Raw genomic sequence first — 25,075 nt, 5'->3', positions numbered from 1 at the left:
GCTAACGCGCCAGCAAGCCGACGAATACCGGTATCAGCCATGGTGCCAAGAATGCCGTCAGCACGCCGTTGAGGCCCATGCCGAGACCGGCAAAGGCGCCCATTTCCTGGTTTACCTGAAACGCCCGCGCGGTGCCGATGCCGTGCGAGGTCACGCCGAGCGCAAAACCGCGCACTTCGGGCGAATCGATGCGCATGCGGTTGAACAGAAAGCGCGCCGCCACGGCGCCAAAAATTCCTGTACTGATCACCAGCACTGCCGTCAATGCCGGCAGGCCGCCGAGCTTTTCAGCCACGCCCATGGCGATCGGCGTAGTGGCCGACTTGGGACCGATCGAAAACGCCAGTTGCGGCGAGCCACCCAGCAAGATTGTCAGTACCACAGCCGACACGATCGCCGTGGCCGAACCGGCCAGCAGGCCGCAGGCCAGCGGCAGAAAGGATTTGCGCAGCCGTGGCAACTGACGCGCCAGCGGAATCGCCAGCGCTACTGTGGCCGGGCCGAGCAGGAAATGGACGAATTGCGCGCCGGCGAAGTACTCGCTGTAGGGCATGCCGCTCAGCAGCAAGACCGTGCTGACCAGCGCAATCGCGATCGCCACCGGATTGGCCAGCGGCGAAAATTTGCAGCGGCTGTAAATCCAGTACGCCACGACGTAGGCGCACAAGGTCAGCGTCAGGCCCAGCAGCGGCGACGCCGCCAGGTAGACCCAGATCAGGCCGAATTGCGGCAGCTCACGCATGGTCGCCCTCACCGTCTTTCTTGCCGCCGTCGCCGAACTGGTTCTGCCGATTTTGCCAGTTCATCACCGCGCGCGTGACCGCGGCCGTGACCGCCAGCGTCAGCAAGGTGCTCACCGCGACAGCCAGAATTACCGTCAGCCAATGGCCGCGCACTTGTCCCGCAGCGGCAACGATGCCGACCCCGGCCGGTACGAACAACAGCGACAGATGACGCAGCAATTCGCTGCCGGTGGCTTCGATCCGTTCCAGCAAAGGGGGATAAGCGACCAGTGTGAAAAACAACAGCAGCATGCCGACCACGGGGCCGGGAATGGGGAGTTTCAGGGCGAAGGTGATACCCTCGCCCAGGCACTGGAATACCAGCAGGGTCGCGAAACTGGCAAGCATTTCACTTCCCCCGTGATGGTTGGATGAGATGGATCAGGACAGCTTGGCTTCGTCGAACCGGTGCGACAACTCGGCGCGCAATTTCTTGCGCAGTTTGGCGGCTTCAAAGCGGCGTTTTTCTTCTGCCGTGAACGGACGCAGCGACGGCACCGCGACCGGCTTGCGCTCGCCGTCGACCGCCACCATGGTGAAGAAGCAACTGTTGACGTGGCGCACTTCCTGGGTGCGGATGTTTTCGGCGACCACCTTGATGCCGACTTCCATCGACGAGGTACCGGTGTGATTCACGCTGGCCAGGAAGCTCACCAGTTCACCGACATGAATCGGCTGGCGAAACATCACCTGGTCCACGCTCAGCGTCACCACGTATTGGCCGGCGTAGCGGCTGGCACAGGCATAGGCGACCTGGTCGAGGAACTTGAGGATAGTGCCGCCGTGCACGTTGCCGGAGAAATTGGCCATGTCGGGCGTCATCAGGACGGTCATGGTGAGTTGGTGAGATGGCATGTCCATGGTGAGCGGCTTTCTCTTGTTTGACTTAGTCGAATTCTATGCTGGGTTTAACGTCGCCGGCGCGGCTTACTTGAACAAAAGCTGGCGTGCGGGCGCGACAAGCCGGCAAGACTATCGTGAATAGTCTTGCCAGGCAAGTTTCCCGCCTTGCGGGAGTGCGTTGTAACGGGGGGTTTTAGCCGACGGCGGCGAAATGCGCCTCGGCATTGCGCAGGAATTTGGTGATCGAGGCCGTGATGGCTTCCGGCGACCAGCCCGCCATGTGCGGCGTCAGCACCACATTCTTGAATTCCAGCAATTCACGCGGCGGTTGCGGCTCGCTTTCGTAGACGTCCAGCCCGGCGCCGCCCAGCTCCCCCTTGCCCAGCGCCGCGGCCAATGCGGCCGTGTCGACCACGCTGCCGCGCGAGATATTGACCAGGAAACCTTTCGGCCCCAGCGCCTTTAACTCGCGTGCACCGACCAAGTGACGCGTGGCGGCGCCGCCCGGGGTGGCGATCACCAGCACGTCGCACCATGCCGCCAATTGCTCGGTGCTGCCGAAATACGCATAGTCGACATCATCGCGGCGGGAGCGATTGAAATAGCCGATATCCATGTCGAACGCGGCCGCGCGGCGCGCAATCTTTTTGCCGATGGTGCCCAGGCCGGCCACACCGAGGCGCTTGCCGGCCAGTTGCGGTGGCAGTACCAGCGCGTCGCGCCAGATGCCTTCGCGGCAGGAGAGATCGAGCTGACGGATGTTGCGCATGATCGCCAGCACCAGCCCCATGGCGTGGTCGGCGACGCAATCGTCGTTGGTGCCGGCGCCGGTGGCGATCTTGATGCCGCGCGTGGCGGCGTGCGCGCTGTCGATGTTTTCGTAGCCGGCGCCCAGCGCGCAGGCCAGTTCCAGCTTGCCCAGCGTATCCATCTCGGCCGCCGTCAGGCCGGTCGAACCGTTGGTCAACACGACCCGCACATCCTTCGCAGCGCCGGTGATGGCCGCTGCGCGCGTCTCGGTAGTGGGTGCGTAGATGATCTCGAAAGCGCTGCCGATGGCGGCCTTGCTTTCTTCGGAAAGATGAATAAGAGCCAGTAGTTGAGGTTTCATTGTCAGATTGAAATGAGAGGGAAAGAGATAAGCTGCAGTGGTGCAATTCTAGTGGGATTCGCAGAGGCGCGCCGGAGCCCTCGCAAGGACAGCAAGCACCATAACGACAAGCAAATCAAGGGTAGCGCCGCCGCAGATGCGACACGCCCGGGGGAAAGGAAACCGCCATGCGCATCACCAAACTGGAAACCAGGCCGGACGGCTTCTTTGCCGGCAACTGTTTCCCGGACCATGAAAATGCCGCTGAACGCCTGCCCTATCAGGTGTTCGCCTCATGCCGCCGCGAGCAGGCGCCGGTCGTCGAAGAATTGATCCTGATGCAGTTGCAGCACGGCTTCGACCAGGGTTACCAACTGGAAATCAAGCCGCGCCCGCATCAGGCCCTGATCGACTTTACCGTATCGCTGGCCTGCTCGACGCCGGAACGCGCCTCCGTGGTGCGGCTGGTGAGCAGCCTGGGACAGGAGAAGAATGTGCAGGGTCTGCGCTGGCAAAGCATGCCGCCGGTTCGATAAGCAAGCCAGGCCTGCAAGAAAACGACCGTACGAAAACCATTTCCCGACCGCCCTCTGCACCATGGGTGAAACGTAAAAATGACCGGAAGAAATTCATCTGCTCGGCGCGCACATGGTTTGACATTGCTGCTATCGTATAAAAAATTCGCGATGAGAATAATAATTACATTCACAATTACATTCCAAGACGCCGCATCCCTCGTAGTTATATTTCAGCGATAGCCGTTCCCGGAACGACAATGGAATCGAAATAAATGACTACCGAAGAAGTGCCCGACATCCCTCTTGACGTGCCGGAACTCGGCGAGACGCCTGCCGTGGCGCGCTCGAGGCGCGTCAACGTGCGCATTTTCGCGTCGGTGTTCGTCGGCCTGGTCTGCCTTTCCATCCTGATCCTGCACATTTCCTTTGCCTGGAACGTTCGCGTCAAAGATCTCGACGACGCCCAGGTCTCCACCGCCAACCTGTCGCGCGCGCTGGCCGAACACGCCCAGGCAACGCTTATTTCGGCCGACTCGGTGCTGTTTGGCATGGTGCAGCGCCTGGAAGTCGAAGGCATGGACCGCGACTCGCTGGCGCGTCTTTATCCACTGCTGGCGTCCTACGTCAAGGAGTTGCCACAGATCCAGGGCTTGTTCGTCTACGACCAGACCGGCAAGTGGATGGTCAACTCCATGGACGATTCGCCGTGGATGCTCAATAATGCCGATCGCGAATATTTCATCTATCACATGACCCATGCGGACCGGGACCCTCACGTCGGCGAACCGGTAAAGAGCCGCTCCAGCGGCGACTGGATCATCCCGCTGTCGCGCCGCATCAATCATCCCGACGGCAGCTTCGCCGGTGTCGTGCTGGCTTCGGTGGAGGTGGAATACTTCCTCAAGTTCTATCGCAGTTTCGATATCGGCAAGCACGGCGAGATCCTGCTCGCGACGCAGCCCGGCATCCTGCTGGCGAAATGGCCGGCCTCCGGTGAAATTATCGGCAAGAACATCAGCAACAGCAACATCGTCAGCGATCACGCATCGCGCAACAAGAACGGCATCGCTATCATCACCGCCGCCGATGGCGTCAAGCGTCTGCACAGCTACAAGCGCCTGGAAAAATATCCGCTGTTCGTCACAGCTGCCTTGTCTTACGACGAAGTGTTGGCCAGCTGGCGCACTGAAACATTGCTGCAGTCGGTCGGTGTGCTGATTCTGGTCGGCATGCTGGCGTGGATGGGCAAGCGTCTCGTGAACCAGATCAAGCTGCGTGCGCAAGCCCAGCAGAAGCTGCTGTCGGCGCGTGAGAAACTGGTGGAGATGAACAAGACGCTGCAAAAGATGGCGCTGGAGGACGGTCTCACCGGCGTCGCCAACCGGCGTCAGTTCGATGTCACGCTGGCCAACGAATTCAACCGCGCCAAGCGCGAACGTCAGTCGTTGGGACTGTTGATGATTGATGTCGATCATTTCAAGAAATACAACGACACCTATGGCCACCCGGCCGGCGACGTCTGCCTTCAAAAGATCGGCAAGCTGATCAAGATGAATCGTCCCGGCGACCTGTCGGCACGCTACGGCGGCGAGGAATTCGCTATTCTGTTGCCCAACACCGATCTCAAGGGCGCCATCAGCGTGGCGGAAAAGATCTGCGCCGACATACGCGCACTCAATATCCCGCATGGCAAGAATCCGACCGGTATCGTCACGGTCAGCGTCGGCGCACAGGCAACAGTGCCGACCAAGACCTGTAACCTTCTGGACTTGGTCAGCGCCGCGGACAAGGCGCTCTACACCGCCAAGGCCCGCGGCCGTAACCAGGTTTGCAGCGCCGACGACGACATCCCGGCCGCTTTCGAACCGGGATGAGGTCGCGGTTACGGTCGCGGTTACGGTATCACTGAGCTGATTCCCTGAACTCCCGGTCAGCGATGCTCAAGCATCGCCACCGCCGCCTTGCGCGCCTCCTGCTCCGCCGATTTCTCATCGGGGAATACCGTGTCGATCAGCACGCGCTGCGAAGGAAAGACGGGATTGCGGTGCATGGGATTGGTCGACGGACCGAAGATCGCCACATTGGCGGCCCAGTCGCCGTTATCGGCCGGCAGTTTGACGCCCGAATACTCGACTTCATAGTCGCCCAGCTGTTCGATCGGCATGATGGTCTCCTTTGCGTGGTCGTTGCTTTGTTCCGGCGCGCGGCGTTGTTGCCGCTGTTGTCATGGTGCTAGTGGACGTTGCCGTCCGTGGTGCGGTCGTTCAGGTGACTGATGGCGTAACCCTTTTCGCCGATCTGCTGGAAGGCATCGTCGGGATCGAGCGTGAAATGGATTTTGCCGGTGCGCTCGAAATCGACATCCAGCTCATGCACCAGCCACTCGGTGCTGGCCACTTCCTGAGGTAACGGTTTTTCATGCGGCACCACCAGGTACGAGCAGAGATCGTTTTCTTCGGTCCTTTTGTACACATCCACTTTCATTGTTTCTCCCTTGCCGGTTTGCCAAGCACTATCGGATAAATCTCGAATAGAACACGAGCTTTTTGCCCCCGTTCTTCCTGTGGGACTAGGGTAAAAATCTTTAGTTCAACCCCATTTTTCCTTCTATTTCGCCTCCTCTTTTCCGCGATTTCTTTCATCCGCCCTGCGCGCCGACTTCTCCTCAGCCTGCTTTTCCGACTCCTCTTTCTTCACCATAGGACATTTGCGCCGATTTATCTGCCAACGCGGTAAATTCCTGATTATGGAATAATGCCCGCATGCCAAACGCACCCTCGCTTGCAACATGCAATCGAGAGTGCACCAGCCGGCAACAAGGGAGAGCAAGCTGAACCGCATTGAGCAACTGAGGATTTTCTGCATGGCTGCGGAAAGCGCCAATTTCCGTGAGGCAGCGGTGCGCATGGGTATCTCGCCGCAGGTCGTAACCCGCGCCGTCAAGGAGCTGGAGTCGGCCTTCGGTGAGTTGCTGTTCCACCGCAACACGCGCCAGGTGCGCATCACCGCCTTCGGCGAACGCCTGATGCATCGCGCACGGCTGTCCATCAACACGCTGGATGATTTGTTTCTTGACAACAATCATCGCAACGACGAAGCCCTCAGCGGAGTGGTCCGCATCACTGCGCCAAGCACCCTGGCGCACACTTACCTGCTGCCGGTGCTCAACCGCATCGCGCGCCAGCATCCCGATATCACACTGGACCTGCGCCTGTCCGAAATCATCACCGACGCCGTCGACGACAAGATCGACATCGGCATCCGCATCGGCTTCCTGCGCGACAGCCGCTACGTCGCCCGTGCGGTGGCCAAGGTGGCCTTCTTCGTCTGCGCCAGTCCCGACCTGATCGCGCGCCACGGCGCGCCGACGACGCTGGACGAGCTGGTGCAACGCCCCATGAGCGCCATGGTGGACCGCAATACCGGTCGCCTCTGGCCCTGGTATTTTGCCGACGGCCAGCAACTCGGTCCGCGCTTGCCCGCCTTCGTCACCGACGATCCGCAAACCGAACGCCGCGCCGTCCTGGACGGCATCGCCTTCGGCCAGCTCGGCGCCTTCATGGCAATGCCATACCTGCGTGACGGCTCGCTGGTGACGGTGCTGCAGGACATCGCGCCGGCGCCCTGGGACCTCTACGTTTATCGGCCTCAGCGCGGCCCGGTGCCGGCGCGCGTACGACTGGTGTTCGACGCACTGGTGGAGACCTTGTCGGCATCGGAAGACTTCCCGCTGGAACCGCCTCCGGCTATCGCCGGATAATTCCTCAAATCGGAATCGAGAATTCCGAAACGGTCCATTTCGTTGTAGGACAATCGTTGCGATACTCCGACATCTCTCGGAATTTGCTGCTACATTTGTCCATGGCGGCAAAACATTCCTTCACTAGGTTATCCCCAAGTCGGAAAGGTATAAAACAATAATGCCCACGCTCACCGCACTCACCATCAACGGCAAACAGCACAACGTCGATTTGCCCGAAGACACCCCCATCCTCTGGACCCTGCGCGATCAGCTCGGCATGACCGGCACCAAATTCGGCTGCGGCATGGCCTTGTGCGGCGCCTGTACGGTGCACCTCGACGGCGAACCGATCCGTTCCTGCATCACCCCGATCTCGGCCGCCGTCGGCAAGAAGATCACCACCATCGAAGCGATCGCCGAAGACAAGGTCGGCAAATCGGTGCAGGACGCGTGGATGGCGCTGGGCGTGCCGCAGTGCGGCTATTGCCAGGCCGGCCAGATCATGTCGGCCACGGCGCTGCTGCGCACGACGCCCAATCCGAGCGACAAGGACATCGACGACGCCATGAGCGGCAACATCTGCCGCTGCGGCACTTACACCCGCATCAAGGCGGCGATCAAGCAGGCCGCGGCGCAGAACGGAGGCGCCAAATGAGCGTCGATCTGAGCACCATCGCTGAAAATATCCAACTGAGCCGCCGCAGCCTGCTCAAGGGCATCGGCGCCCTCGCCGGCCTGGCGCTGACGGTGGGCGTGGACGGCATCGTGATGGCAGCCGACGCACCGAAATTCGGCGGCGACGGCATGCCGGGCGGCCTCAAGGACAATGCCCTGCTGTTCGTCTCCATCGGCGCCGACGGCGTCGTCACCATCGTCGCCCACCGCTCCGAAATGGGCCAGGGCGTGCGCACCAGCCTGCCCATGGTGGTCGCCGACGAACTCGATGCCGACTGGAGCCGCGTGCGCGTGGTGCAGGCGCAAGGCGACCAGGAAAAATACGGTAACCAGAATACCGACGGCTCGCGCAGCATGCGCCACTCCTTCGGCCCGATGCGCCAGGTCGGCGCCACTGCGCGACTCATGCTGGAGACCGCCGCCGCCGCGCGTTGGAAGGTGCCGGTCGGCGAAGTCGAAGCGAACAACCATGAACTGATCCACAAGCCCAGCGGCCGCAAGCTCGGCTACGGCGACGTCGCCGCCGACGCGGCCAAGCTGCCGCTGCCGGCGCGTGAAAGCGTCAAGCTCAAGACGCCGCAGCAGTTCCGCTACATCGGCAAGGACAGCACCCGAGGCATCGACCTGCTCGACATCGTCACCGGCAATACTCAGTACGGCATCGACACGCGCCTCGAAGGCATGGTCTACGCCGTCATTGCGCGTCCGCCGGTCTACGGCGGCAAGCTGGCCACGGTCGACAGCAGCGAGGCGCTCAAGGTGCCCGGCGTGATCCGCGTAGTCGAACTCAAGGGCAGCCCGCCGCCGGCGCTGTTCAATCCGCTGGGCGGCGTGGCCGTGATTGCGCGCAATACCTGGGCCGCGATCAAGGGCCGCGAAGCGCTCAAGCTGACCTGGGACAACGGTCCCAACGCCTCCTACGATTCCGCCGAATTCCGCAAGACCATGGAAGCCGCCGCACGCCAACCGGCCAAGGCCGTACGCAACGCCGGCGATGCCATGGCCGCGCTGGCCAAAGCGCCGCGCCGTATCGAAGCCGAGTATTACCTGCCGCATATCGCCCACGCCACCATGGAGCCGCCTGCGGCCGTGGCGCGCATCACCGGCGGCAAATGCGAGGTCTGGGCCTGCGTCCAGGCGCCGCAAGCCACGCGCGAAACCGTGGCCGGCCATCTCGGCCTGAAGCCGCAAGACGTTACCGTCAACGTCACCTTGCTGGGCGGCGGTTTCGGCCGCAAGTCCAAGCCCGACTTCGCCGCCGAAGCGGCCCTGCTGTCCAAGGCCATGAACGGCGCGCCGGTCAAGGTCACGTGGACGCGTGAGGACGACATCCACCACGATTATTTCCACACCGTGTCGGTGGAACGCCTGGAAGCCGGCCTCGACGCCAACGGCAAGGTCAGCGCCTGGCTGCACCGCACTGCAGCGCCGACCATTGCGTCGATCTTCGCCGCCGGCGCCAAAGGCGAAGCGCCGTTCGAACTGGCGATGTCGGCTGTGAACATTCCTTATGCAATTGCCAACATCCGCGTGGAAGCGCCGGAAGTCGAAGCCCACACCCGCATCGGCTGGTTCCGTTCGGTATCGAACATTCCGCATGCTTTCGCTGTCCAATCGTTCAGCGCTGAACTGGCGGCGGCGGCCAAGCGCGATCATCGCGACTATCTGCTCGAGCTGATCGGCCCGGCGCGCAAGATCAATCCGTCCGAGATGGCCGACGGCTGGAACTACGGCGAGTCGCCGGAACGTTATCCGCTCGACACCGGCCGCATGCGCGGCGTGATCGAACTGGCAACATCCAAAGCCGGCTGGGGACGCAAATTGCCCAAGGGACGCGGGCTCGGACTGGCGGTATGCTACAGCTTCGTCACCTACGTCGCCGCCGTGGTGGAAGTGGAAGTCAACGATGAAGGCGAAGTAAGCATCCCGCGCGTCGACATCGCGGTCGATTGCGGTCCATCGATCAACCCGGACCGCATCCGTTCGCAAGTCGAAGGCGCCTGCATCATGGGCATCAGCCTGGCGATGACGGGCGAGATTTCGTTCAAGAACGGCGCCGTGGAGCAAAGCAATTTCCACGACTACGAAGTATTGCGCGCGTTTGCAGCGCCCGCCAAGATCGACGTGCACATCGTCCCGCATATGCTCGACGTGCCGCTGGGCGGCGTCGGTGAACCGGCCACGCCGACGATTGCGCCGGCACTGTGCAATGCAATCTTCGCCGCCACCGGCAAGCGCATCCGCCAGTTGCCGATTCGCGAGCAGCTCAAGAAGGCCTAGTGCTCATTCAGTAAAGAAGGAAGGAAAACCGCGCATGGAATCCATTGACTTCGACGTCCTCAACACCGCCCTCACCTGGCACGAGCAAGGCCACCGCGTCCTGCTCGGCACCGTTACCCACACTTGGGGATCGGCGCCGCGTCCGGTGGGGTCGATGATGGCGATTCGGGGCGACGGCCACGTGCGCGGTTCGGTTTCGGGCGGCTGCGTCGAGGACGATCTGATCCGCCGCATCCAGGGCGGAGAGCTGGAGCGCACGCTGCCGTTCGGACTGACCTATGGCCTGAGCGCCGACGAAGCACATCGCTTCGGCCTGCCCTGCGGCGGCACCTTGGAAATCATGATGGAACCGGTATCCGCGCAGTCGCGCATCGCTGAATTGCTGGCTGCCGTACGCCAGGGCCTGCGCGTCACGCGTACGCTCGATCTTGATACCGGCGTCGCCACGCTCGCCACCGACAGCGAGGCGCGCCAGACCACGGTGCAGCATCGCAAGCTGATCGCACCCTACGGACCGCGCTATCGCCTGGTCATCATCGGCGCCGCACAGATGTCGCGCTACGTCGCACAGTTCGCACTGGCGCTCGACTACCAGGTCATCGTCTGCGATCCGCGCGCGGAATACCTCAAGGAATGGGACATCCCCGGTGTGGAACTTTCCGGCGAGATGCCCGACGACCTGCTGATGCGCCTGCAACTCGACGCCAACAGCGCCGTGGTGACGCTGACCCACGATCCCAAGCTGGACGACATGGCGCTGATCGAAGCACTCAAGTCGCCGGCCTTCTACATCGGCGCCATCGGCTCGCGCACCAACAACATCAAGCGGCGCGAGCGGCTGGCGCTGTTCGACATCAGCGCTGCCGAGATCGACAAGCTGCATGGTCCGGTCGGCTTGTTCCTGGGTGCACGCACGCCGCCCGAAATCGCCATCGCGGTCCTTGCCGAGATGACCGCCATCCGCAACGGCGTGGCGATCTCGCAAACGCATGCGGCGCGCACCGATCCCTTGCCCGATGCCGGCGAAAACGGCAACGGCAATCCCGGCGGCAGTTGCGCCGTCGGCGAATTCACGAAATAGATTCCAGGGAATTCAGCGCGCGTGGAGGTCGGCGCGCGTGTCGATGTCGCGGTGGATGCCGGGATCGTTGACGGGGATTTCGGTAACCGGAAACGCCTGCAGCAAGGCGCGCGCGCCACGGTCGCCGCTCAATGCCAGCAAGCCGTCAAGATGGCTGCGGCCGAACGCGACCGGATTGCCGCGCTTGCCCTGATAGGTCGGCACCGCAATCTGTACGCCGTCTTTCAATGCTGCCAGCAGGCCGCGATGCGTCGCCGCCTGCACATGCGGCATGTCGGCCAGCGCGATGATCCAGCCGGCCGCATCCGACAGCCGGCGTATCCCGCACATCAGCGAAGCGCTCATGCCCGTATCAGCGTCGTCGCAGCCGATGACCTCGCAACCCGCCGCAATCAGCCGCCGGCTCAGTTCGCTGTCGACAGTACTGACGACAGCCAGCACCGGCAACGTCTGTAACATCGCGCGCGCCGCCGCGACGGCAACAACCTCATCAACCCCGGGCAGATGCGCCAGAAGTTTGTTGTCGGCGCCGGCGGGATCGAAACGCGTGCCTTTGCCGGCGGCCAGCAACAGGCCGCGGAAAGGCGTTTGAGTAGTATGGATGGCGAAGCTCATGGCTTGCGATTATCCATCAAAACACTGGCGCGAGCAGCTGCTCAGGGCAATTTCCTGCGTGCCTGCAATAGCCGCGTGCATTCGTCCACCGGCAAGGGTTTGCTGAAGTAATACCCTTGCACCTTGTCGCAGCCGTTCTCTTTCATGATGTTGCATTGCTCCAGGTCTTCCACGCCCTCGGCCAGCACTTCCAGGTGCAGGCTACGCGCCAATGCAATCACGGCACGCGCGATGGCGAGATCGTCGGCGTTGTTGCCGACGTCGCGCACGAAGGAGCGATCGATCTTGAGCTGGTCGACCGGAAAACGCTTGAGGTAATTCAGGTTGGAATAGCCGGTGCCGAAATCGTCAATCGACAGCCGCACGCCCATGGCCTTGAGCAGCTTCATGACTTCGATGCTCTTTTCAGGTGACTCCATGGAAGCGCTTTCGGTCAGTTCCAGTTCCAGGCAATGCGAACTGAACCCGCTGTCGTCCAGCGCCTGGCGCACCACCGCCGCCAGGTTTTTCTGGGCAAACTGTTTGGCCGACAAGTTGACCGCCATCGTCAGCCCGTGCACGCCCAGGTCGTGCCAGCGCTGGGCTTGCTCGCACGCGGTGCGCAACACCCATTCGCCGATGGGCACGATCAGGCCGGTCTCTTCCGCCATCGGGATGAATTCCATCGGCGAGATCATGCCCTTTTCCGGATGCTGCCAGCGCAGCAGCGCTTCGACGCCGACCACCTCGCCGCTCTGCAGCGACACCTGCGGCTGGTAATGCAGCAGCATTTCCTTCTTTTGTACTGCCTGGCGCAACTGCGACGCCATCTGCAGGCGATGGCTTACCTGACTGTTGAGCGCCGGCGTATAAAACTGGAAACGTTCAAGCACGTTGTCCATGGCGCGGTGCATGGCTACCTCCGCGGCTTGCAACAAAGCATCGCCGCTGTCGCCGTCGTTCGGATAAATCGTGACGCCGATGTTCGATTCGAGATAAACGCCTTCGTGGCCGTCGACGTGATACGGCAAGTCGAGCACATCGATAATTTCCTGCACTACCATGGCGATCTGATCCTGTGCCGGCACATGCACTACCATGGCGAAACTGGTATCGCCGAATCGCGCCAGCGTGGCATCATGCTGCATCAGGCCGGACAACCTGCGCCCGGCTTCGACCAATGCGTCTTCACTCATTTTCAGTCCCAGGCTTTCGCGAACGGCGATGGCGCCGCGTACCCCGATCAGGATCACCGACAGCAATCCCGGCCGACGTTCGCGTTCGACGCGCGTGATGCCCTGCTCCAACCGGTCGCGCAACAGACTGCGATTAGGCAAGCCGGTCAGGACGTCGTAGTTGCTCAGGCGATGGACACGATCTTCCGCCTGGCGCCACTGCGTGATGTCGATGCCGCTGCACACATAGTTGAGCGCCGGGCCGTGGTCTTCCTGCAGGAATGTAGTCAGCCACAATATCTCGCGCCGCTCGCCTGTCGCAGTCAGCCAGCGACTCTGGTATTGCAACGGCTGCGTCTGCACGTGCCAGTTGAGGAAATGATTGCGCACCGGTTCGAGTTCTTCGGCCGGGAAAAAAATATCCCAGAAATGCTTGCCCTGCACTTGCGACAGCGTATAGCCGGTAGTGCGCTCGGCGGCCTGGTTGAAACGCACGATGCGGCCTTCCTTGTCCAGCATCAGCCCCAGCGCGCCGGTCGTATCGAAAATGGCCGACAGCAAGTTGCGCTCGGCTTGCAGCGCCTGTTCCATCTTGTTGCGGATCTGATTCTGGTGCGCCTCCTGCAAAGCGCGTTCGACCGCAGACGGCAGACGCGCCAGATTGGACTTGAGCACGTAGTCGTAAGCACCCTGCTTGAGCGCCTTGATCGCACGCTCTTCGCCCATAGTGCCGGAGACAAACAAGAACGGCGTGCTCGGCGTGATCTGCTGCACGATCTGCAGCGCCGACATGCCGTCGAAATTGGGCAAGGAGAAATCGCCGAGCACGATATCGGGCTGGTAGCGGCTCAATGCGTCGACGAAGGCATCCTCGGTCTCCACCTGCTGGACATCGCAGGCGATGCCGGCGCGCGTCAGTTCATAGCGCGACAATTCGACGTCGCCCGGATCGTCTTCCACCATCAGTATTTTCAGCGTACTTCTTCTCATCCCCGTCCCCGATTCTCTTTTTAAGATGCCGGCACTTTGTTGACGAGCATCCAATAAAACCCGGCCTTCTCGACCTCTTCCTGGAAACTCTCGAACTCGACCGGCTTGACGATATAACTGTTGACGCCCAGCTGATAGCACTCGCTCAGGTCCTGTACCTCGGCCGACGAGGTCAGCATCACCACCGGAATCGAACGCGTCTCCGGATCGGCCTTGATCCGGCGCAACACCTCGATGCCGCTGACCCGTGGGAGTTTGATGTCAAGCAGGATCAAACGCGGAAGTTCCCCTTTGGGGCGATTGGCGTAGACGCCGGCGCAGAACAGAAAATCGAGCGCATCGGCGCCGTCCTGCACCCATTCAACGTTATTGACGAGTTTCTTTTTTTGCAGCGCGCGCAGCGACAGCTCGGCATCGTAGGGATTGTCCTCCACCAGCAGGATGTCGATCTTTTCAAAGTTGTTCATGTGTCTGCTCCCTTGTCACCGCAGGCAAGGTGAAATGAAATACCGCCCCCTCGCCGACCACGCCCTCGGCCCAGACGCGGCCGCCGTGACGCGTGACGATACGATGTACGATCGCCAGGCCGACACCGGTGCCTTCGAATTCACTGACCCGATGCAGGCGCTGGAATACGCCGAACAGTTTGTTGTAATAGCGCATGTCGAAGCCTGCGCCGTTATCGCGCACGGTATAAGTGACACCGCCCTCGACCTCTTCCGCACTGACGTCGATCAGTATCTGTTCACGCTTGGCGCTGAATTTGAGCGCGTTCGCCAACAGGTTGAACCACACCTGCTTGATCAGCGTGATATCGCCTTCCGCGGCCGGCAAGTCGCCGAGCCGCAAGCTCGCCGGAACGGTCACCGCACTGGCGGCTTCATCAAAACAGGCCCTGGCCAGCGCGGTCATGTTCAGGTGGCCGTAGTTGAGTTCCTTGCGGCCCAGCCGCGAAAACTCCAGCAATTCATCGATCAGCCGTCCCATGTTGCGCGTGTTGTTGCGGATCACCTGCAGCTTGCGCAAGCCTTCTTCGTCGAGCTGGTCGGCAGCGTCTTCTTCCAGCATGCGCGCAAAACCGTCGACGGCGCGCAAAGGCGCGCGCAGGTCATGCGAGACCGAATAGCTGAAGCTCTCCAACTCCTTGTTGCTGGCCTCGAGTTTTTCGATATTGCGCTGCAACGCGCGCGTCAGTTCACGATTTGCATCCTCGAGCTGGTTGCGCGCGAGGATCTCCAGTTTGAGTGCACGGTTCAGCGCGTGCAGGTGCCGGACGCCGGCAACGGTATCGCCGCTCAGCGCCGGCACTTCAAGTTCCTGCGCGCCGCATTGCTCCTGCAACTGGTCGCTCAGGCGGCCAAGTTCCTGGCGTTCCTTCTTGAGCTGCACATAGGAGGTGATGTCTTCGGCGCGGTGCATGATGTAGCGGATGGCGCCGTCTTTGCCGAACACGGGGAAATTGGACGGACTCCAATAGCGGCTTTCAAATCCGCTGCCGTCGGGACACGGCACATCGTATTTTTGCATCGCCATGGCGTGAGGCGCCTGGGTTGCCAGCACGCGCTCCAGCGAACTTCGCAAATTGGCCACGCCGTCGGCTGAAGGGTCTTCCGGGTTATCGGGGAAAACCTGGAACAGATGGCGGCCGACGATTTGCTCCCGCCTCGTCATCGTCGCCTGCAGGTAGGCATCGCTCACCGCGATGATGGTGAAGTCGGGCAACAAGACCAGGAACAGCCCCGGCACCGATTCGAATAACAGCTGGAAATCCGTAATCTCCTTCTCGGAGATCTCTGCAGTCATCGTTTTATATCCGTACGAAAAATGCGTCAATGAATGAAATATTTTTCACCTTGGTACAGCGGTCATGCAAGGCTCGTCGGTTCTTGAAGTGCAGCGCGATGCCGCGCAACAGTCATTATCAATATGGCAATTTTTATTCTTATGATTGTTATTCCTCTAACGACGAGACCAATGTACCTAATTGATAGTTACATTTCAAGCGTACGTTCGCGTTTTCACGAGCAATGTGCAAACCTTGTTTTTTAGGCAATCAAAATTGACGCAGTAGGTTGAAGATCCGCGCGGGGCGCGATCTGGCGGGCGACGCTCTGGTGCGCCGCCGCAGAGTTCAATCGAGCCGGCTACGTAACCAGCTTACTACTCCCGCAAGACTGCGAAAGTCTGAAACCGAGCGGCACTCGATGTGAGGATGCCGTTCACGCAGCATGCGCGACAAGGCCGAACCGGGTCCCAGTTCAAGCGCGACGCCGACACCACGTTCAGCGCAGGCATCCATGCAGGACGACCAGCGTATCGTGTGTGTCAGTTGTTGCGCAAGCGTGCTGCGCGCGGAGGAAACGTCGTGAATTTCCACTCCCGAAATTCCCGCCAGGACCGTGCAGGCGGGCTCGTGAAAATCCACTGCATCGAGCGCCGCCGTGAACGGCGCCAGCGCAGGCTCCATCAGCGGCGTATGCGAGGCGATGCCGACCGGCAAAATACCGGTCCTGCCGCCCACGCCTTCCAGCTCGCTTTGCGCTGCCAGCAAGTCGTCGCTGCATCCGCCTGCAATCAAGGTATCGAAGCCGGTGGCGATCGCCACGAACGCGCCGTGGCGTCGCAGCAGCTCCTGCGCTTCGCCGGCCTCGATGCCGCCGACCGACATCAGACCCTGATGCGGCGCGTGTTTCAGGCAGGCGTCCATATATGCGGCACGCGCGACGGCGAGATCGATTGCGTCGTTGCCCGGCAACGCGCCGGCGACGCCGTAAGCAGTGAGTTCGCCGATGCTGTAACCAGCAACCAGCGTCGGCGCAGGCAACTCCTCGCGCAACATGCGCCACGCCGCCAGCCCGGCCGCGACGATCAACGGCTGCGCATGGCGGTTGGCGAACAGCAATTGGGGATCATGCAGAATCTCATCGAGCGGCCGTCCGAGCCGGGTATCGAGCGCCTGCTCCTGCACGATCTGATCACCGCCCGCATCGGCGCGCAGCATATCGAACATGGCGGGATGCTGACTCCCCTGTCCCGGACAAAGAACGGCAAAACGTTCGCTCATGCCTGCAGCTCGCCACCGCACACCGTGTGGATCAGACAAGCCGCCGCCAGCAGATCGGCAGCGCCGCCGGGCGACAAGCGCCGCTCCACGAATTCGTGATGGACAGCTTCGGCACGCACCAGCCACGCGGCATCAGTCGTACCGCCGCCCGCCAGGAACTCGCGGCTGCGTTGCTGCACCAGCGCCGCGCCTGCCGCGCCGCCGCGGTGATAGACATTGGTGTCGCTGACATGCGCCATCAGTGCGAACAAGGCATCGGTCTTGGCGCAATGCCAGTCGCGTCCGGCCGCGAGCGTGGCCTGCAGTTGCGGCAAGGCGATCTCGAAGACGGAAGGAAATCCGAGCGCGCCCTCTTCACGCGCACCGCCCACGGCGTGACGTGCGGCGACGCGCAAACCGTGGCTGGCAGTCTCTTCGTTTTCAATCGATGAATTGGTATGTCCCGTCAGCGCATCGCCCCAGCGGATCAGCAAGGTGGCGCGAATCGCCTGTGGCGACAGCGTCATCCCCTGGCTGCGGCAGCTGGCAATCGCCGCGCACAGCATGCCGAGACAGAAGATCGCACCGCGATGCGTATTGACGCCGCCGGTGGCTTTGAGCATGCGTTGCTCGGCGTCGATGCCGAGACGTTTGAGTTCATTGAAGGATGCACCGGCCGCACCTGCTGCGGCGATGTCGGAAAAATAGCGACGCAGCGAGAACAGGCTGCGCAGAAAAGTCGTCGCATCCATGTCGTCATGGCTGCCATTATCAATCGGCGAGACCAGGCCCGGTTTGGGATACAGAGTCAATTCCTGATGCAGGCTGCGCAAGGCCATGCGAGCGAGTTCGCGGCAAAAAACCTGCTGCCGGCGTTGGCGACGACGTCGCTCGGTGTAATGCACCGCCACCGGCAAGCGCATGGCAGGCAAGGGAGCAAGGTGATCTACGCTGCGCATGCGCGCTCCTCAAATTCAGCCAGAAGCTCGCCCACACGCTGCAAGGCGACGCCACTGTCGTGTTTGCTCAATACGCGGTTGTCGGGGTTGCCACAGGCTTGCGCCCACTCTTTCCAAGACACTGCATGTCCGCTCGGGAAGGCGATCTCGCCATCGAGCGGCAAACGCGTGGCGTACTGCTGCAGCAGGGACACGACTTGCTCCAGTTGCAACTGATCCAATGGAGAAAACAGCACATCGATATCCGACGCCGGCCGCAAATAGAATTGCCCGGTCAGCGCCTGCAAAGCGAGTGAACCGTACACGCGAATCTCAAGTCCTTGCGCAGTGATGTCGCCGTGCAATTCAAGCAAGCCATTGCGCCATTGCGGGCCGGCATGTTCGATCACATCGGCAATCTCCAGCGGCGCCCGCGTCTCGCGCACGCCTTGCAAGCCGACCCGCAAAGGGACGCGCAACTTGGCGCCGTCCTGATCCGGCGGCAAGGCAATACCGAGGCAGATCTCGCCGGGTGCGCAATCAACATCGCGCCGACGGATCACCGCCGGCCAGTCATGCTGCCGCCACCGCTGCACGCCGAAGCGACGATCATCGGCAACGTACTTAAGCGCCTCACGCCAGCCGGCTTCGTTCAGCCAGACCAGCGCGTGACGGGTGGACAATTCAGAGCGGCTGGACATCGCTGTTGCTGACAATGGCGTCGACCACGCGTTGCGACCAGTTGCGACCGCCACGCTGCAAACCGACTGCTGCGCGGCGGTCCGTACCGTCCGCGGTAGCCAGCGCCTGTGCCAGCTGAGCGGCAAGATCGCCGCTCCAGATTTCGGCTACGCCACCCATACGATGGTAATTTTCCGGCCCCGGTGCAAATACCGGATTACTCTTTGCCAGTTCGACCAGGCGCTCTTCCGGCACCTTGGTGATGCGCGCCATGGCCGGCAGGCCCATCACGCGGATAGTCGCGTTCGGCAACGCGTAGCAGGCGTCGGCCATCAGGCCGCTGGTGATGAAGCCGCCCGACAGCGCTTGGTCGTAGACCAGGCCGATGATCTTGTGCCCTTGCTGACGCGCCAGGGCGATGCATTTGCCCAGGTGCGCCATGTAGCTGTTGATGCCCAGCATCTCGTCGCGGTGGCGCAAGCGTTGGCCTTGCGTGTCGACCAGGATGACGATGGCGCGGCCCGGATGTTCGCGCACGGTTTGCAGGATAGCCTGCGCCTGCGACAAGGCGATCTCGATGCCGATCGGCGTGTGGCCGGTGGTACCGACGATGGTCACGACCTCGCCGTCAACCTGGGCCGTGCCGGATAGGAAATCGGCCTTCTCGGTGATGCTGTGGCCTTGCGGGAATAAATCGTCCGCCAGTGTTTGCCAGCTCATGGTTGTCCCTTCACACGGTGCGGTTCCGCCAGTGCGGTGAATGCCGCCGCTTCCAGCATGGCGACGTCCAGCGGCTTGTCGATGCCGAGGCGCTGCCAGATTTCCAGCGGATCAGATGCATCGCCGAAGCGCGCGATGCGTTGTTCCAGCATGGCTTGCTCTGCTTCCAGGACCTGCAGGCTCAGCGCCGTCGGATTGCCCTTGAATGCCTGCAGCGTCTTGGTTGCCGCTTCCCGGAACGCAGCGGTGTCGTCGGCGACGATGCCGTGGCAATCGCCGAGCAGGTAACGGTGCTTACCGCCGGTAGTGCGCCAGACCAGCGCACGGTCGCGCGAGTCGAATTCCTCGACGCCGTTGGCGGTTTCGATGACTTCAGGTCCGGACATCGCCAGACGGCCTTCCTCCGACATGATGATGGCGTTGGCGCAACGTGCGACGATGCCCATGCCGCCGAAGCAGCCGTTGGAGCCGCCCACCAGCACGATGACAGGAATGCCGGCCGCGCGCGTATCGAGCACGGCGCGCATGACTTCGGACACGGCGATCAGGCCGGCGTTGGCTTCGTGCAGGCGCACGCCGCCGGTTTCCAGCAGCAGGATGACGCCTTCGGCTTGTTCCCGCACGGCGCGCTTGAGCAGGCCGACCAGTTTGGCGCCATGCACTTCGCCGACCGCGCCGCCCATGAAACCGCCCTCCTGCGCTGCTGCAAATACTTTCGCGCCGTTAAGCGAGCCACGTCCGACTACCACGCCGTCGTCAAACGACACCGGCGCATCGAGCTGCCCCAGATGCGGACTGACGATGCGTTTCGACGGCGGCAGGAATTCTTCAAAACTATCGGCGTCGAGCACCTGCGCGAGGCGTTCGCGCGCGTTGGCTTCCAAATAGCTGGCTGTCATTTTTCCTCCACGACCGATTCCACCGCCTGGTCCAGGCGCAGGCTGACCACTGCCGGCGTAGCGCCCATGTCGTTGATCGAGATGCGCGTGTCGGCCAGTTGCCAGCGCTTGTTGAAGTCGCCGATGACGGCTTCCCAGATGGCGCCGAAACCGCGTGCGGCGGTCTTGATTTCAACGGAGCAGCCGCCTTGCAGGTCAACTGATTCGATCAGCACTTCGAGGTTGCCCGAGCTGACCACGCCGACCAGTTCGGCCTTGGCGGAGAGCTTGCGGATGCCGTTTTCAAAACGATAATTCAAGGTTTCCATATCACCAGTTCCTGAAACGTTTGGGCGGGTTGTACAGGCCGCCGGAAGCGCGCACCAGATCCTTCATGTTCTTGGCCGCCAACAGATCGCGCGTAGCCAGACGCTTGTCGATGCCCATGTCTTCTGCGCGGCGGATGATGCCCCGGTCGCGCAGATTCTCGACCATGCGCTTGTCGCGCGCCAGGCCCACCGGCGTATAGCCGGCGACGCCGCGGATCGCCTGCTCGCGCTCTTCTTCGGTACGGCACAGCAGCAGATTGGCGATGCCTTCTTCGGTCAGGATGTGGGTGACGTCGTCGCCGTAGATCATCACCGGCGGGATCGGCATGTTGGCCTGCTCGGCCAGTTGCCAGGCGTCGAGCCGCTCGACGAAGGCCGGCTGCATGTGTTCGCGGAAGGTCTCCACGGTCTGCACCACCAGCTTCTGCCCGCGCGGGATGGTGTTCTTGCCGGCCCGGGCCTGCTGACCGGCCTTGAGCCACGCCGGGCTGGCGTGACGGCGGCCGCGCGCGTCGGCGCCCATGTTGGGTGCGCCGCCGAAACCGGCGATGCGGCCCAGCGTCGCCGTCGACGAATTGCCCTGTAAGTCGATTTGCAGCGTCGAGCCGATGAACATGTCGCAGGCGTAATGACCGGCGGTCTGCGAGAAGGCGCGGTTGCTGCGCATGGAGCCGTCGGGTCCGATGAAGAAGATGTCGGGACGCGCGCGGATGTAGTCTTCCATGCCCAGTTCGGAGCCGAAAGAATGCACCGACTCGACGAAGCCCGCTTCAATCGCCGGGATCAATGCAGGATGCGGATTGAGCGCCCAATGCTTGCAGATCTTGCCGCGCAGGCCCAGCGATGCGCCATAGGTCGGCAGGATCAGCTCGATGGCGGCGGTGTCGAAGCCGATGCCGTGGTTGAGGCGCTGGACTTCGTATTCGGCGTAGATGCCCTTGATGGCCATCATCGCCATGAGCACCTGGATCTCCGAGATTTGCGCCGGGTCGCGCGTAAACAAGGGCTCGATGTAATGCGGCGTCGGCGCCTTGGTCACGAAGCTGACCCAGTCGGCCGGGATGTCGATGCGCGGCAGCACGTCGACGATTTCATCGACCTGGGCGATGACGATGCCGCTGCTGAAGGTGGTCGCCTCGACGATCGCCGGCGTGTCCTCGGTGTTGGGACCGGTGTAGAGATTGCCGTGGCGATCCGCCGCCTGCGCCGCCACCAGGGCAACGCGCGGGGTCAGGTCGACGAAATAGCGGCCGAACAATTCCAGATAGGTATGGATGGCGCCGATATTGAGTTTGCCGGCCGACGCCAGCTTGGCCAACCGGCCGGCCTGGGGACCGGAGAAGGAAAAGTCCAGTTTCGAGGCGATGCCTTTTTCGAAGACGTCCAGATGCTCCGGCAAGGCCAGCACCGAGAACAGCATGTGCAGGTCGTGCACGCGCGCCGGATCGAGTCCGGCCAGCGCCTTCGACAGGAAGTCGGCCTGCTTCTGGTTATTGCCTTCGAGACAGACGCGATCGCCCGATTCGATGACGGCGTACAACAAATCGGCAATGCGCGCCACCGGCAAGAGCTTGCCTTCGAGCGAACTGCCCAGCACGCTGCTTGCGCGCGCCAGGCGTTCATTGCGATTGGTTTGCCGACGATTCCAGACGTGGCCGGTGGCAGACATTTACTTCACTCCCATGATGATGTCGGGCAAGCCGGTGGCGATGCCCGGGAAGACGCACAGCAGGATCACGGCCAGGAACATCAGCGCCAGGAACGGGATCGTGCCTTTGATCACTTCCGACAGCGGGATGTCGGGCGCGATATTCTTGATCACGAACAAGTTCAAGCCGACGGGTGGATGGATCAGGCCCATTTCCATCACCACGGTCATGACGATGCCGAACCAGATCAGGTCAAACCCGGCTTCACGCAACGGCGGCAGGATGATCGGCGCGGTCATCAGGATGATCGACACCGGCGGCAGGAAGAAGCCGAGCACGATCACCATCAGAAGGATCACCGCCAGCAGCAGCCATTTCGACAGGTGCATGTCCACCACCCACTGCGCCGCCGACTGGCTGATGTGCAGGTAACTCATCACGTAGGAATACAGCAGCGACATGCCGATGATCAGCAGCAGCATGCCCGACTCCTTGATGGTCGAGTTGAGGAAAGGCACCAGCTCGCGCGGCTTGTAGATGCGATAGACAACGGCGATCAGCACGATGGCCAGCAAGGCGCCCAGCCCGGCGGTTTCGGATGGTGTCGCAAAACCGCCGTACAGCGCGACCATGACGCCGATCAGCAGGATCAGGAAAGGCAGCACGCGCGGCAGCATTTCCACCTTTTGCGCCAGCGTGAAATGCTCGTCGTCGAGGTAAGCCGACTTCTCGCCGCCGCCGGTGTAGATGGCATGGGCCATCTTGTACTCTTTGCGGGCGCGATACATGGCGTAACCGGCGAACAGGATCACCAGCAACACGCCCGGCCCGATGCCGGCGAGGAACAGGCGTCCCAGCGATTGCTCGGCGGCCACCGCGTACAGGATCATGGTGATCGACGGCGGCAACAGGATGCCCAGCGTGCCGCCCGCAGCGATGATGCCTGCCGCAAACCCGGGCGAGTAACCGCGACGGCGCATTTCCGGAATGCCGGCCGAGCCGATGGCAGAACAGGTTGCCGGCGACGAACCCGCCATCGCGGCAAACAAGGCGCAGGCAAACACGTTGGCGATGCCGAGGCCGCCCGGCACGCGATTCAACCAGGCGTGAATGGCCGAGTACAAGTCTTTGCCGGCAGGCGATTTACCGATCGCCGCCCCCTTGAGGATGAACAGCGGAATCGACAATAAGGTAATGGAAGCGATTTCTTCGTAGACGTTTTGCGTGACGGTGTCGAGCGAAGACGCCGGCATGAAGAAATACATGAACGAGGTCGCCACCACGCCCAGCGCAAATGCGATGGGCATGCCGGAGCACATCACGAGGATGGTGACGATCCCGTACAGGGAACCGAGAACTAAAGGCGTCATGCTTGCTCCTTGGCCGCTACAGATGCAGGTACAGTGCCGGTGATGCGGGTCAATACCTGCACCAGCAATTGCAGCGTCAGCACGGTCATGCCGATCGCCATCATCGAATAGGGAATCCACAGCGGCGGCGCGAACGTCGACGAGGTGGTCTGGCCGTCGACCCAGGCTTCGTGGAACAGCGTCCACGACTTCCAGGCGAAGAACGCGCAGAACACGAACGAGATCAGGTCGACGATGAACATGCGCACCTGGTTGGCCCGGGGCGACAGGAAGCCGGCCAGCGCTTCGATGCCGATATGGCCGCGCAGCGATTGCACGTACGCCGAGCACAGGAAGATCACACCCACCAGCATGAACACCGACGCCTCATCCTGCCAGTCGGTCGGCTGGTGGAAGAAGTAACGCACCACCACCGAATACGTCAGGATGATCGACGTCAGCATCAGCGCGATCATCGCCAGGAACACCGCGAGCTTGTTGAACTTCGCCAGCGCGTGGTGCAATCCGGCAACGACGGGGTTGGCCGGCACCGCGGGCTTGGCTTGCGGCTGCATCTCGAAGCCGTGACTCATAGGAGCTTCTCCGCCAGTTTGAGCAGATTGGCGCAGTTGGCATTGCGTGCGGCGAAGTCTTTCCAGGCGGTGGCGCGGGCGATGTCCTGCCATTTCTTGACGGTCGCGGCGTTGAGGTCGACCACCTTGGCGCCGGCCTTCTGGTACACGGCGGCGACGGCGACGTCATCGGTCTGCGCAGCCTTCAGCGCGAACTGCTCCATCTCGGCGCCGACGGCCATGATGGCGGCCTGCTGGTCCTTGGTCAGTTTTTCGAACACGGACTTGGAAATCATCAGCGGCTCGAACATGTACCAGTAGGCCTTGTCGCGACCGGTGGTCAGCGCCTTGGCGACTTCTTCCAGGCGGAAGGAGATGAACGAGGTCGACGAGGTCATCGCCGCGTCCATCGCACCGGTCTGCATGGCGGCGTAGATTTCGTTGGACGGCAAGGTCACGACGGCAGCGCCGGCTTCCTTCAGGATCAGGTCCATTTCACGCGAGCCGCCACGCACTTTCATGCCCTTGGCGTCTTCCGGCTCGATGATGGGCTTGGTGCGGGAAGCGACGCCGCCGGCCTGCCAGATCCAGCTGACGATGAGGATGCCCTTCTCCGCCAGGATGCGCGCCAGCTCCTTGCCGACTTCGGCGTTCTTCCACGCCGAGCCTTGCGCGTACGAGGTCACCAGGCCGGGCATCAGGCCGATGTTGGTTTCAGGGACTTCGCCGCCGGCGTAGTTGAGCGGCACCAGCGACAGGTCGAGCGCGCCCTTGCGCATGGCCGAGAACTGCGAATTGACCTTCATCAGCGAGGAGCCGGGATAGATCTCGAACTTGAGGCTGCCGTTGGTGCGCTTGGCGACGCCTTCGGCAAACATGCGCGTGAGGCGGTCGCGGAAGTCGCCTTCGTTGATGGTGCCGCCGGGGAATTGGTGGGAAATCTTCAGCGAGGTGGTTGCGCCCTGCGCCCACACCGACGAACTTGCCGTCCACAGTGGTGCGGTCGCGAGTGCACCGATGATGCTTCTACGTTTTTGCGAAGTCATTGTTGATCCTCCTTAAGGTGAGAGAAATACTGCTTTTTTGTGCTTTTTTAGTTGGTGCTATGTATCTAACTTCTTATCAACTTGGAGGCGCCGGAATGTC

General features: G+C 61.9%; 26 protein-coding genes. 6 read left to right on the top strand and 20 right to left on the bottom strand.

Annotated features, from left to right (window positions below; genetic code table 11):
- Window position 1: 1 nt before the first annotated feature.
- The 4 genes from ACIROW_RS00905 to ACIROW_RS00890 form a co-directional block, all read right to left on the bottom strand.
- Complete coding sequence (locus ACIROW_RS00905; protein ID WP_053198917.1) at window positions 2–742, bottom strand: LrgB family protein; 741 nt, start codon at window positions 740–742, stop codon at window positions 2–4.
- Complete coding sequence (locus tag ACIROW_RS00900) at window positions 735–1,130, bottom strand: CidA/LrgA family protein (protein ID WP_402270901.1); 396 nt, start codon at window positions 1,128–1,130, stop codon at window positions 735–737. The genes ACIROW_RS00905 and ACIROW_RS00900 overlap by 8 nt, the downstream gene beginning before the upstream one ends.
- 33 nt (window positions 1,131–1,163) lie before the next feature.
- Window positions 1,164–1,643, bottom strand: coding sequence for an acyl-CoA thioesterase (locus ACIROW_RS00895; protein WP_116432978.1), 480 nt, complete (start codon window positions 1,641–1,643; stop codon window positions 1,164–1,166).
- 175 nt (window positions 1,644–1,818) lie between these two features.
- Window positions 1,819–2,736, bottom strand: coding sequence for a 2-hydroxyacid dehydrogenase (locus ACIROW_RS00890; RefSeq protein WP_402270898.1), 918 nt, complete (start codon window positions 2,734–2,736; stop codon window positions 1,819–1,821).
- A gap of 167 nt (window positions 2,737–2,903) precedes the next feature.
- On the opposite strand from ACIROW_RS00890, the gene ACIROW_RS00885 reads away from it, so the two are divergent.
- Window positions 2,904–3,251 carry a hypothetical protein gene (locus ACIROW_RS00885; protein WP_402270896.1) on the top strand — a complete coding sequence of 116 codons (348 nt, stop codon included), beginning with the start codon at window positions 2,904–2,906 and terminating at the stop codon, window positions 3,249–3,251.
- Window positions 3,252–3,505: 254 nt separating this feature from the next.
- A complete protein-coding gene (locus tag ACIROW_RS00880; RefSeq protein WP_402270894.1) occupies window positions 3,506–5,107 on the top strand; it encodes a diguanylate cyclase in 1,602 nt (533 codons plus the stop codon).
- 56 nt (window positions 5,108–5,163) lie between these two features.
- Here the strand turns inward: ACIROW_RS00880 and ACIROW_RS00875 are convergent, their stop codons facing one another.
- Complete coding sequence (locus tag ACIROW_RS00875; protein WP_053198928.1) at window positions 5,164–5,397, bottom strand: hypothetical protein; 234 nt, start codon at window positions 5,395–5,397, stop codon at window positions 5,164–5,166.
- Window positions 5,398–5,465: 68 nt separating this feature from the next.
- On the bottom strand, window positions 5,466–5,705 hold the full coding sequence (locus ACIROW_RS00870; protein WP_233526563.1) for a DUF6139 family protein: 240 nt from the start codon (window positions 5,703–5,705) through the stop codon (window positions 5,466–5,468).
- Between the two features lie 316 nt (window positions 5,706–6,021).
- On the opposite strand from ACIROW_RS00870, the gene ACIROW_RS00865 reads away from it, so the two are divergent.
- The 4 genes from ACIROW_RS00865 to ACIROW_RS00850 all read left to right on the top strand — a co-directional run bounded on the left by ACIROW_RS00865 (window position 6,022) and on the right by ACIROW_RS00850 (window position 11,011).
- Window positions 6,022–6,993, top strand: coding sequence for a LysR family transcriptional regulator (locus ACIROW_RS00865; RefSeq protein WP_402270891.1), 972 nt, complete (start codon window positions 6,022–6,024; stop codon window positions 6,991–6,993).
- A gap of 160 nt (window positions 6,994–7,153) precedes the next feature.
- Window positions 7,154–7,630 carry a (2Fe-2S)-binding protein gene (locus tag ACIROW_RS00860; protein ID WP_402270888.1) on the top strand — a complete coding sequence of 159 codons (477 nt, stop codon included), beginning with the start codon at window positions 7,154–7,156 and terminating at the stop codon, window positions 7,628–7,630.
- Entirely contained in the window at window positions 7,627–9,930 is a 2,304-nt protein-coding gene (locus tag ACIROW_RS00855) for a molybdopterin cofactor-binding domain-containing protein (protein ID WP_402270886.1), read from the top strand. The genes ACIROW_RS00860 and ACIROW_RS00855 overlap by 4 nt, the downstream gene beginning before the upstream one ends.
- Window positions 9,931–9,964: 34 nt before the next feature.
- A complete protein-coding gene (locus ACIROW_RS00850; RefSeq protein WP_402270883.1) occupies window positions 9,965–11,011 on the top strand; it encodes an XdhC family protein in 1,047 nt (348 codons plus the stop codon).
- 12 nt (window positions 11,012–11,023) lie between these two features.
- Here ACIROW_RS00850 and ACIROW_RS00845 read toward each other — a convergent pair whose 3' ends face one another.
- The 14 genes from ACIROW_RS00845 to dctP form a co-directional block, all read right to left on the bottom strand.
- Window positions 11,024–11,626, bottom strand: a complete 603-nt coding sequence (locus ACIROW_RS00845) for an NTP transferase domain-containing protein (protein WP_402270880.1) — start codon at window positions 11,624–11,626, stop codon at window positions 11,024–11,026.
- A 41-nt stretch (window positions 11,627–11,667) separates the two neighbouring features.
- Window positions 11,668–13,770, bottom strand: a complete 2,103-nt coding sequence (locus ACIROW_RS00840; protein WP_402270878.1) for an EAL domain-containing protein — start codon at window positions 13,768–13,770, stop codon at window positions 11,668–11,670.
- A gap of 20 nt (window positions 13,771–13,790) precedes the next feature.
- Complete coding sequence (locus ACIROW_RS00835) at window positions 13,791–14,237, bottom strand: response regulator (RefSeq protein WP_116432989.1); 447 nt, start codon at window positions 14,235–14,237, stop codon at window positions 13,791–13,793.
- On the bottom strand, window positions 14,224–15,573 hold the full coding sequence (locus ACIROW_RS00830; protein ID WP_402270876.1) for an ATP-binding protein: 1,350 nt from the start codon (window positions 15,571–15,573) through the stop codon (window positions 14,224–14,226). Before ACIROW_RS00830 ends, ACIROW_RS00835 begins: the two co-directional genes overlap by 14 nt.
- A gap of 328 nt (window positions 15,574–15,901) precedes the next feature.
- On the bottom strand, window positions 15,902–16,834 hold the full coding sequence (locus tag ACIROW_RS00825) for an ACP S-malonyltransferase (protein ID WP_402270874.1): 933 nt from the start codon (window positions 16,832–16,834) through the stop codon (window positions 15,902–15,904).
- The gene (gene mdcB, locus ACIROW_RS00820) at window positions 16,831–17,772 is read right to left on the bottom strand and encodes a triphosphoribosyl-dephospho-CoA synthase MdcB (protein WP_402270871.1); all 942 of its coding nucleotides are present in this window, start codon (window positions 17,770–17,772) and stop codon (window positions 16,831–16,833) included. The genes ACIROW_RS00825 and mdcB overlap by 4 nt, the downstream gene beginning before the upstream one ends.
- Complete coding sequence (gene mdcG / locus ACIROW_RS00815) at window positions 17,760–18,452, bottom strand: malonate decarboxylase holo-[acyl-carrier-protein] synthase (protein ID WP_402270869.1); 693 nt, start codon at window positions 18,450–18,452, stop codon at window positions 17,760–17,762. The genes mdcB and mdcG overlap by 13 nt, the downstream gene beginning before the upstream one ends.
- Complete coding sequence (mdcE, locus tag ACIROW_RS00810; RefSeq protein WP_402270866.1) at window positions 18,436–19,152, bottom strand: biotin-independent malonate decarboxylase subunit gamma; 717 nt, start codon at window positions 19,150–19,152, stop codon at window positions 18,436–18,438. Before mdcE ends, mdcG begins: the two co-directional genes overlap by 17 nt.
- The gene (locus tag ACIROW_RS00805) at window positions 19,149–20,051 is read right to left on the bottom strand and encodes a biotin-independent malonate decarboxylase subunit beta (protein ID WP_402270864.1); all 903 of its coding nucleotides are present in this window, start codon (window positions 20,049–20,051) and stop codon (window positions 19,149–19,151) included. The genes mdcE and ACIROW_RS00805 overlap by 4 nt, the downstream gene beginning before the upstream one ends.
- Window positions 20,048–20,359 carry a malonate decarboxylase acyl carrier protein gene (gene mdcC, locus ACIROW_RS00800; protein ID WP_402270862.1) on the bottom strand — a complete coding sequence of 104 codons (312 nt, stop codon included), beginning with the start codon at window positions 20,357–20,359 and terminating at the stop codon, window positions 20,048–20,050. Before mdcC ends, ACIROW_RS00805 begins: the two co-directional genes overlap by 4 nt.
- A gap of 1 nt (window position 20,360) precedes the next feature.
- Window positions 20,361–22,028 (bottom strand): malonate decarboxylase subunit alpha, encoded by a 1,668-nt coding sequence (gene mdcA / locus ACIROW_RS00795; RefSeq protein WP_402270860.1) that lies wholly within the window; start codon window positions 22,026–22,028, stop codon window positions 20,361–20,363.
- A complete protein-coding gene (locus ACIROW_RS00790; protein ID WP_402270858.1) occupies window positions 22,029–23,378 on the bottom strand; it encodes a TRAP transporter large permease in 1,350 nt (449 codons plus the stop codon).
- Window positions 23,375–23,950, bottom strand: a complete 576-nt coding sequence (locus ACIROW_RS00785; RefSeq protein WP_402270855.1) for a TRAP transporter small permease — start codon at window positions 23,948–23,950, stop codon at window positions 23,375–23,377. The genes ACIROW_RS00790 and ACIROW_RS00785 overlap by 4 nt, the downstream gene beginning before the upstream one ends.
- Window positions 23,947–24,975, bottom strand: coding sequence for a TRAP transporter substrate-binding protein DctP (gene dctP / locus ACIROW_RS00780; protein ID WP_402270852.1), 1,029 nt, complete (start codon window positions 24,973–24,975; stop codon window positions 23,947–23,949). Before dctP ends, ACIROW_RS00785 begins: the two co-directional genes overlap by 4 nt.
- Between the last annotated feature and the right edge of the window lie 100 nt (window positions 24,976–25,075).

Source organism: Herbaspirillum sp. NPDC101397 (assembly GCF_044767325.1).
Classification (GTDB): Bacteria; Pseudomonadota; Gammaproteobacteria; order Burkholderiales; family Burkholderiaceae_D; genus Herbaspirillum.
Note: the sequence above shows the minus strand (reverse complement) of the source record. Positions and strands in the feature narration are given on the sequence as shown.

Bases quoted from the DNA above. Each gene is read 5' to 3' on its own strand.
- ACIROW_RS00805 (WP_402270864.1), bottom strand. From the start codon at position 20,051: ATGACAGCCAGCTATTTGGAAGCCAACGCGCGCGAACGCCTCGCGCAG.
- mdcE (WP_402270866.1), bottom strand. From the start codon at position 19,152: ATGAGCTGGCAAACACTGGCGGACGATTTATTCCCGCAAGGCCACAGC.
- ACIROW_RS00855 (WP_402270886.1), top strand. From the start codon at position 7,627: ATGAGCGTCGATCTGAGCACCATCGCTGAAAATATCCAACTGAGCCGC.
- ACIROW_RS00835 (WP_116432989.1), bottom strand. From the start codon at position 14,237: ATGAACAACTTTGAAAAGATCGACATCCTGCTGGTGGAGGACAATCCC.
- mdcC (WP_402270862.1), bottom strand. From the start codon at position 20,359: ATGGAAACCTTGAATTATCGTTTTGAAAACGGCATCCGCAAGCTCTCC.
- ACIROW_RS00860 (WP_402270888.1), top strand. From the start codon at position 7,154: ATGCCCACGCTCACCGCACTCACCATCAACGGCAAACAGCACAACGTC.
- dctP (WP_402270852.1), bottom strand. From the start codon at position 24,975: ATGACTTCGCAAAAACGTAGAAGCATCATCGGTGCACTCGCGACCGCA.
- ACIROW_RS00785 (WP_402270855.1), bottom strand. From the start codon at position 23,950: ATGAGTCACGGCTTCGAGATGCAGCCGCAAGCCAAGCCCGCGGTGCCG.
- ACIROW_RS00900 (WP_402270901.1), bottom strand. From the start codon at position 1,130: ATGCTTGCCAGTTTCGCGACCCTGCTGGTATTCCAGTGCCTGGGCGAG.
- ACIROW_RS00895 (WP_116432978.1), bottom strand. From the start codon at position 1,643: ATGGACATGCCATCTCACCAACTCACCATGACCGTCCTGATGACGCCC.
- ACIROW_RS00825 (WP_402270874.1), bottom strand. From the start codon at position 16,834: ATGAGCGAACGTTTTGCCGTTCTTTGTCCGGGACAGGGGAGTCAGCAT.
- ACIROW_RS00875 (WP_053198928.1), bottom strand. From the start codon at position 5,397: ATGCCGATCGAACAGCTGGGCGACTATGAAGTCGAGTATTCGGGCGTC.
- ACIROW_RS00905 (WP_053198917.1), bottom strand. From the start codon at position 742: ATGCGTGAGCTGCCGCAATTCGGCCTGATCTGGGTCTACCTGGCGGCG.
- mdcB (WP_402270871.1), bottom strand. From the start codon at position 17,772: ATGCGCAGCGTAGATCACCTTGCTCCCTTGCCTGCCATGCGCTTGCCG.
- ACIROW_RS00885 (WP_402270896.1), top strand. From the start codon at position 2,904: ATGCGCATCACCAAACTGGAAACCAGGCCGGACGGCTTCTTTGCCGGC.
- ACIROW_RS00850 (WP_402270883.1), top strand. From the start codon at position 9,965: ATGGAATCCATTGACTTCGACGTCCTCAACACCGCCCTCACCTGGCAC.
- ACIROW_RS00840 (WP_402270878.1), bottom strand. From the start codon at position 13,770: ATGAGAAGAAGTACGCTGAAAATACTGATGGTGGAAGACGATCCGGGC.
- ACIROW_RS00830 (WP_402270876.1), bottom strand. From the start codon at position 15,573: ATGACTGCAGAGATCTCCGAGAAGGAGATTACGGATTTCCAGCTGTTA.
- ACIROW_RS00890 (WP_402270898.1), bottom strand. From the start codon at position 2,736: ATGAAACCTCAACTACTGGCTCTTATTCATCTTTCCGAAGAAAGCAAG.
- ACIROW_RS00845 (WP_402270880.1), bottom strand. From the start codon at position 11,626: ATGAGCTTCGCCATCCATACTACTCAAACGCCTTTCCGCGGCCTGTTG.
- ACIROW_RS00880 (WP_402270894.1), top strand. From the start codon at position 3,506: ATGACTACCGAAGAAGTGCCCGACATCCCTCTTGACGTGCCGGAACTC.
- ACIROW_RS00790 (WP_402270858.1), bottom strand. From the start codon at position 23,378: ATGACGCCTTTAGTTCTCGGTTCCCTGTACGGGATCGTCACCATCCTC.
- mdcA (WP_402270860.1), bottom strand. From the start codon at position 22,028: ATGTCTGCCACCGGCCACGTCTGGAATCGTCGGCAAACCAATCGCAAT.
- mdcG (WP_402270869.1), bottom strand. From the start codon at position 18,452: ATGTCCAGCCGCTCTGAATTGTCCACCCGTCACGCGCTGGTCTGGCTG.
- ACIROW_RS00865 (WP_402270891.1), top strand. From the start codon at position 6,022: ATGCAATCGAGAGTGCACCAGCCGGCAACAAGGGAGAGCAAGCTGAAC.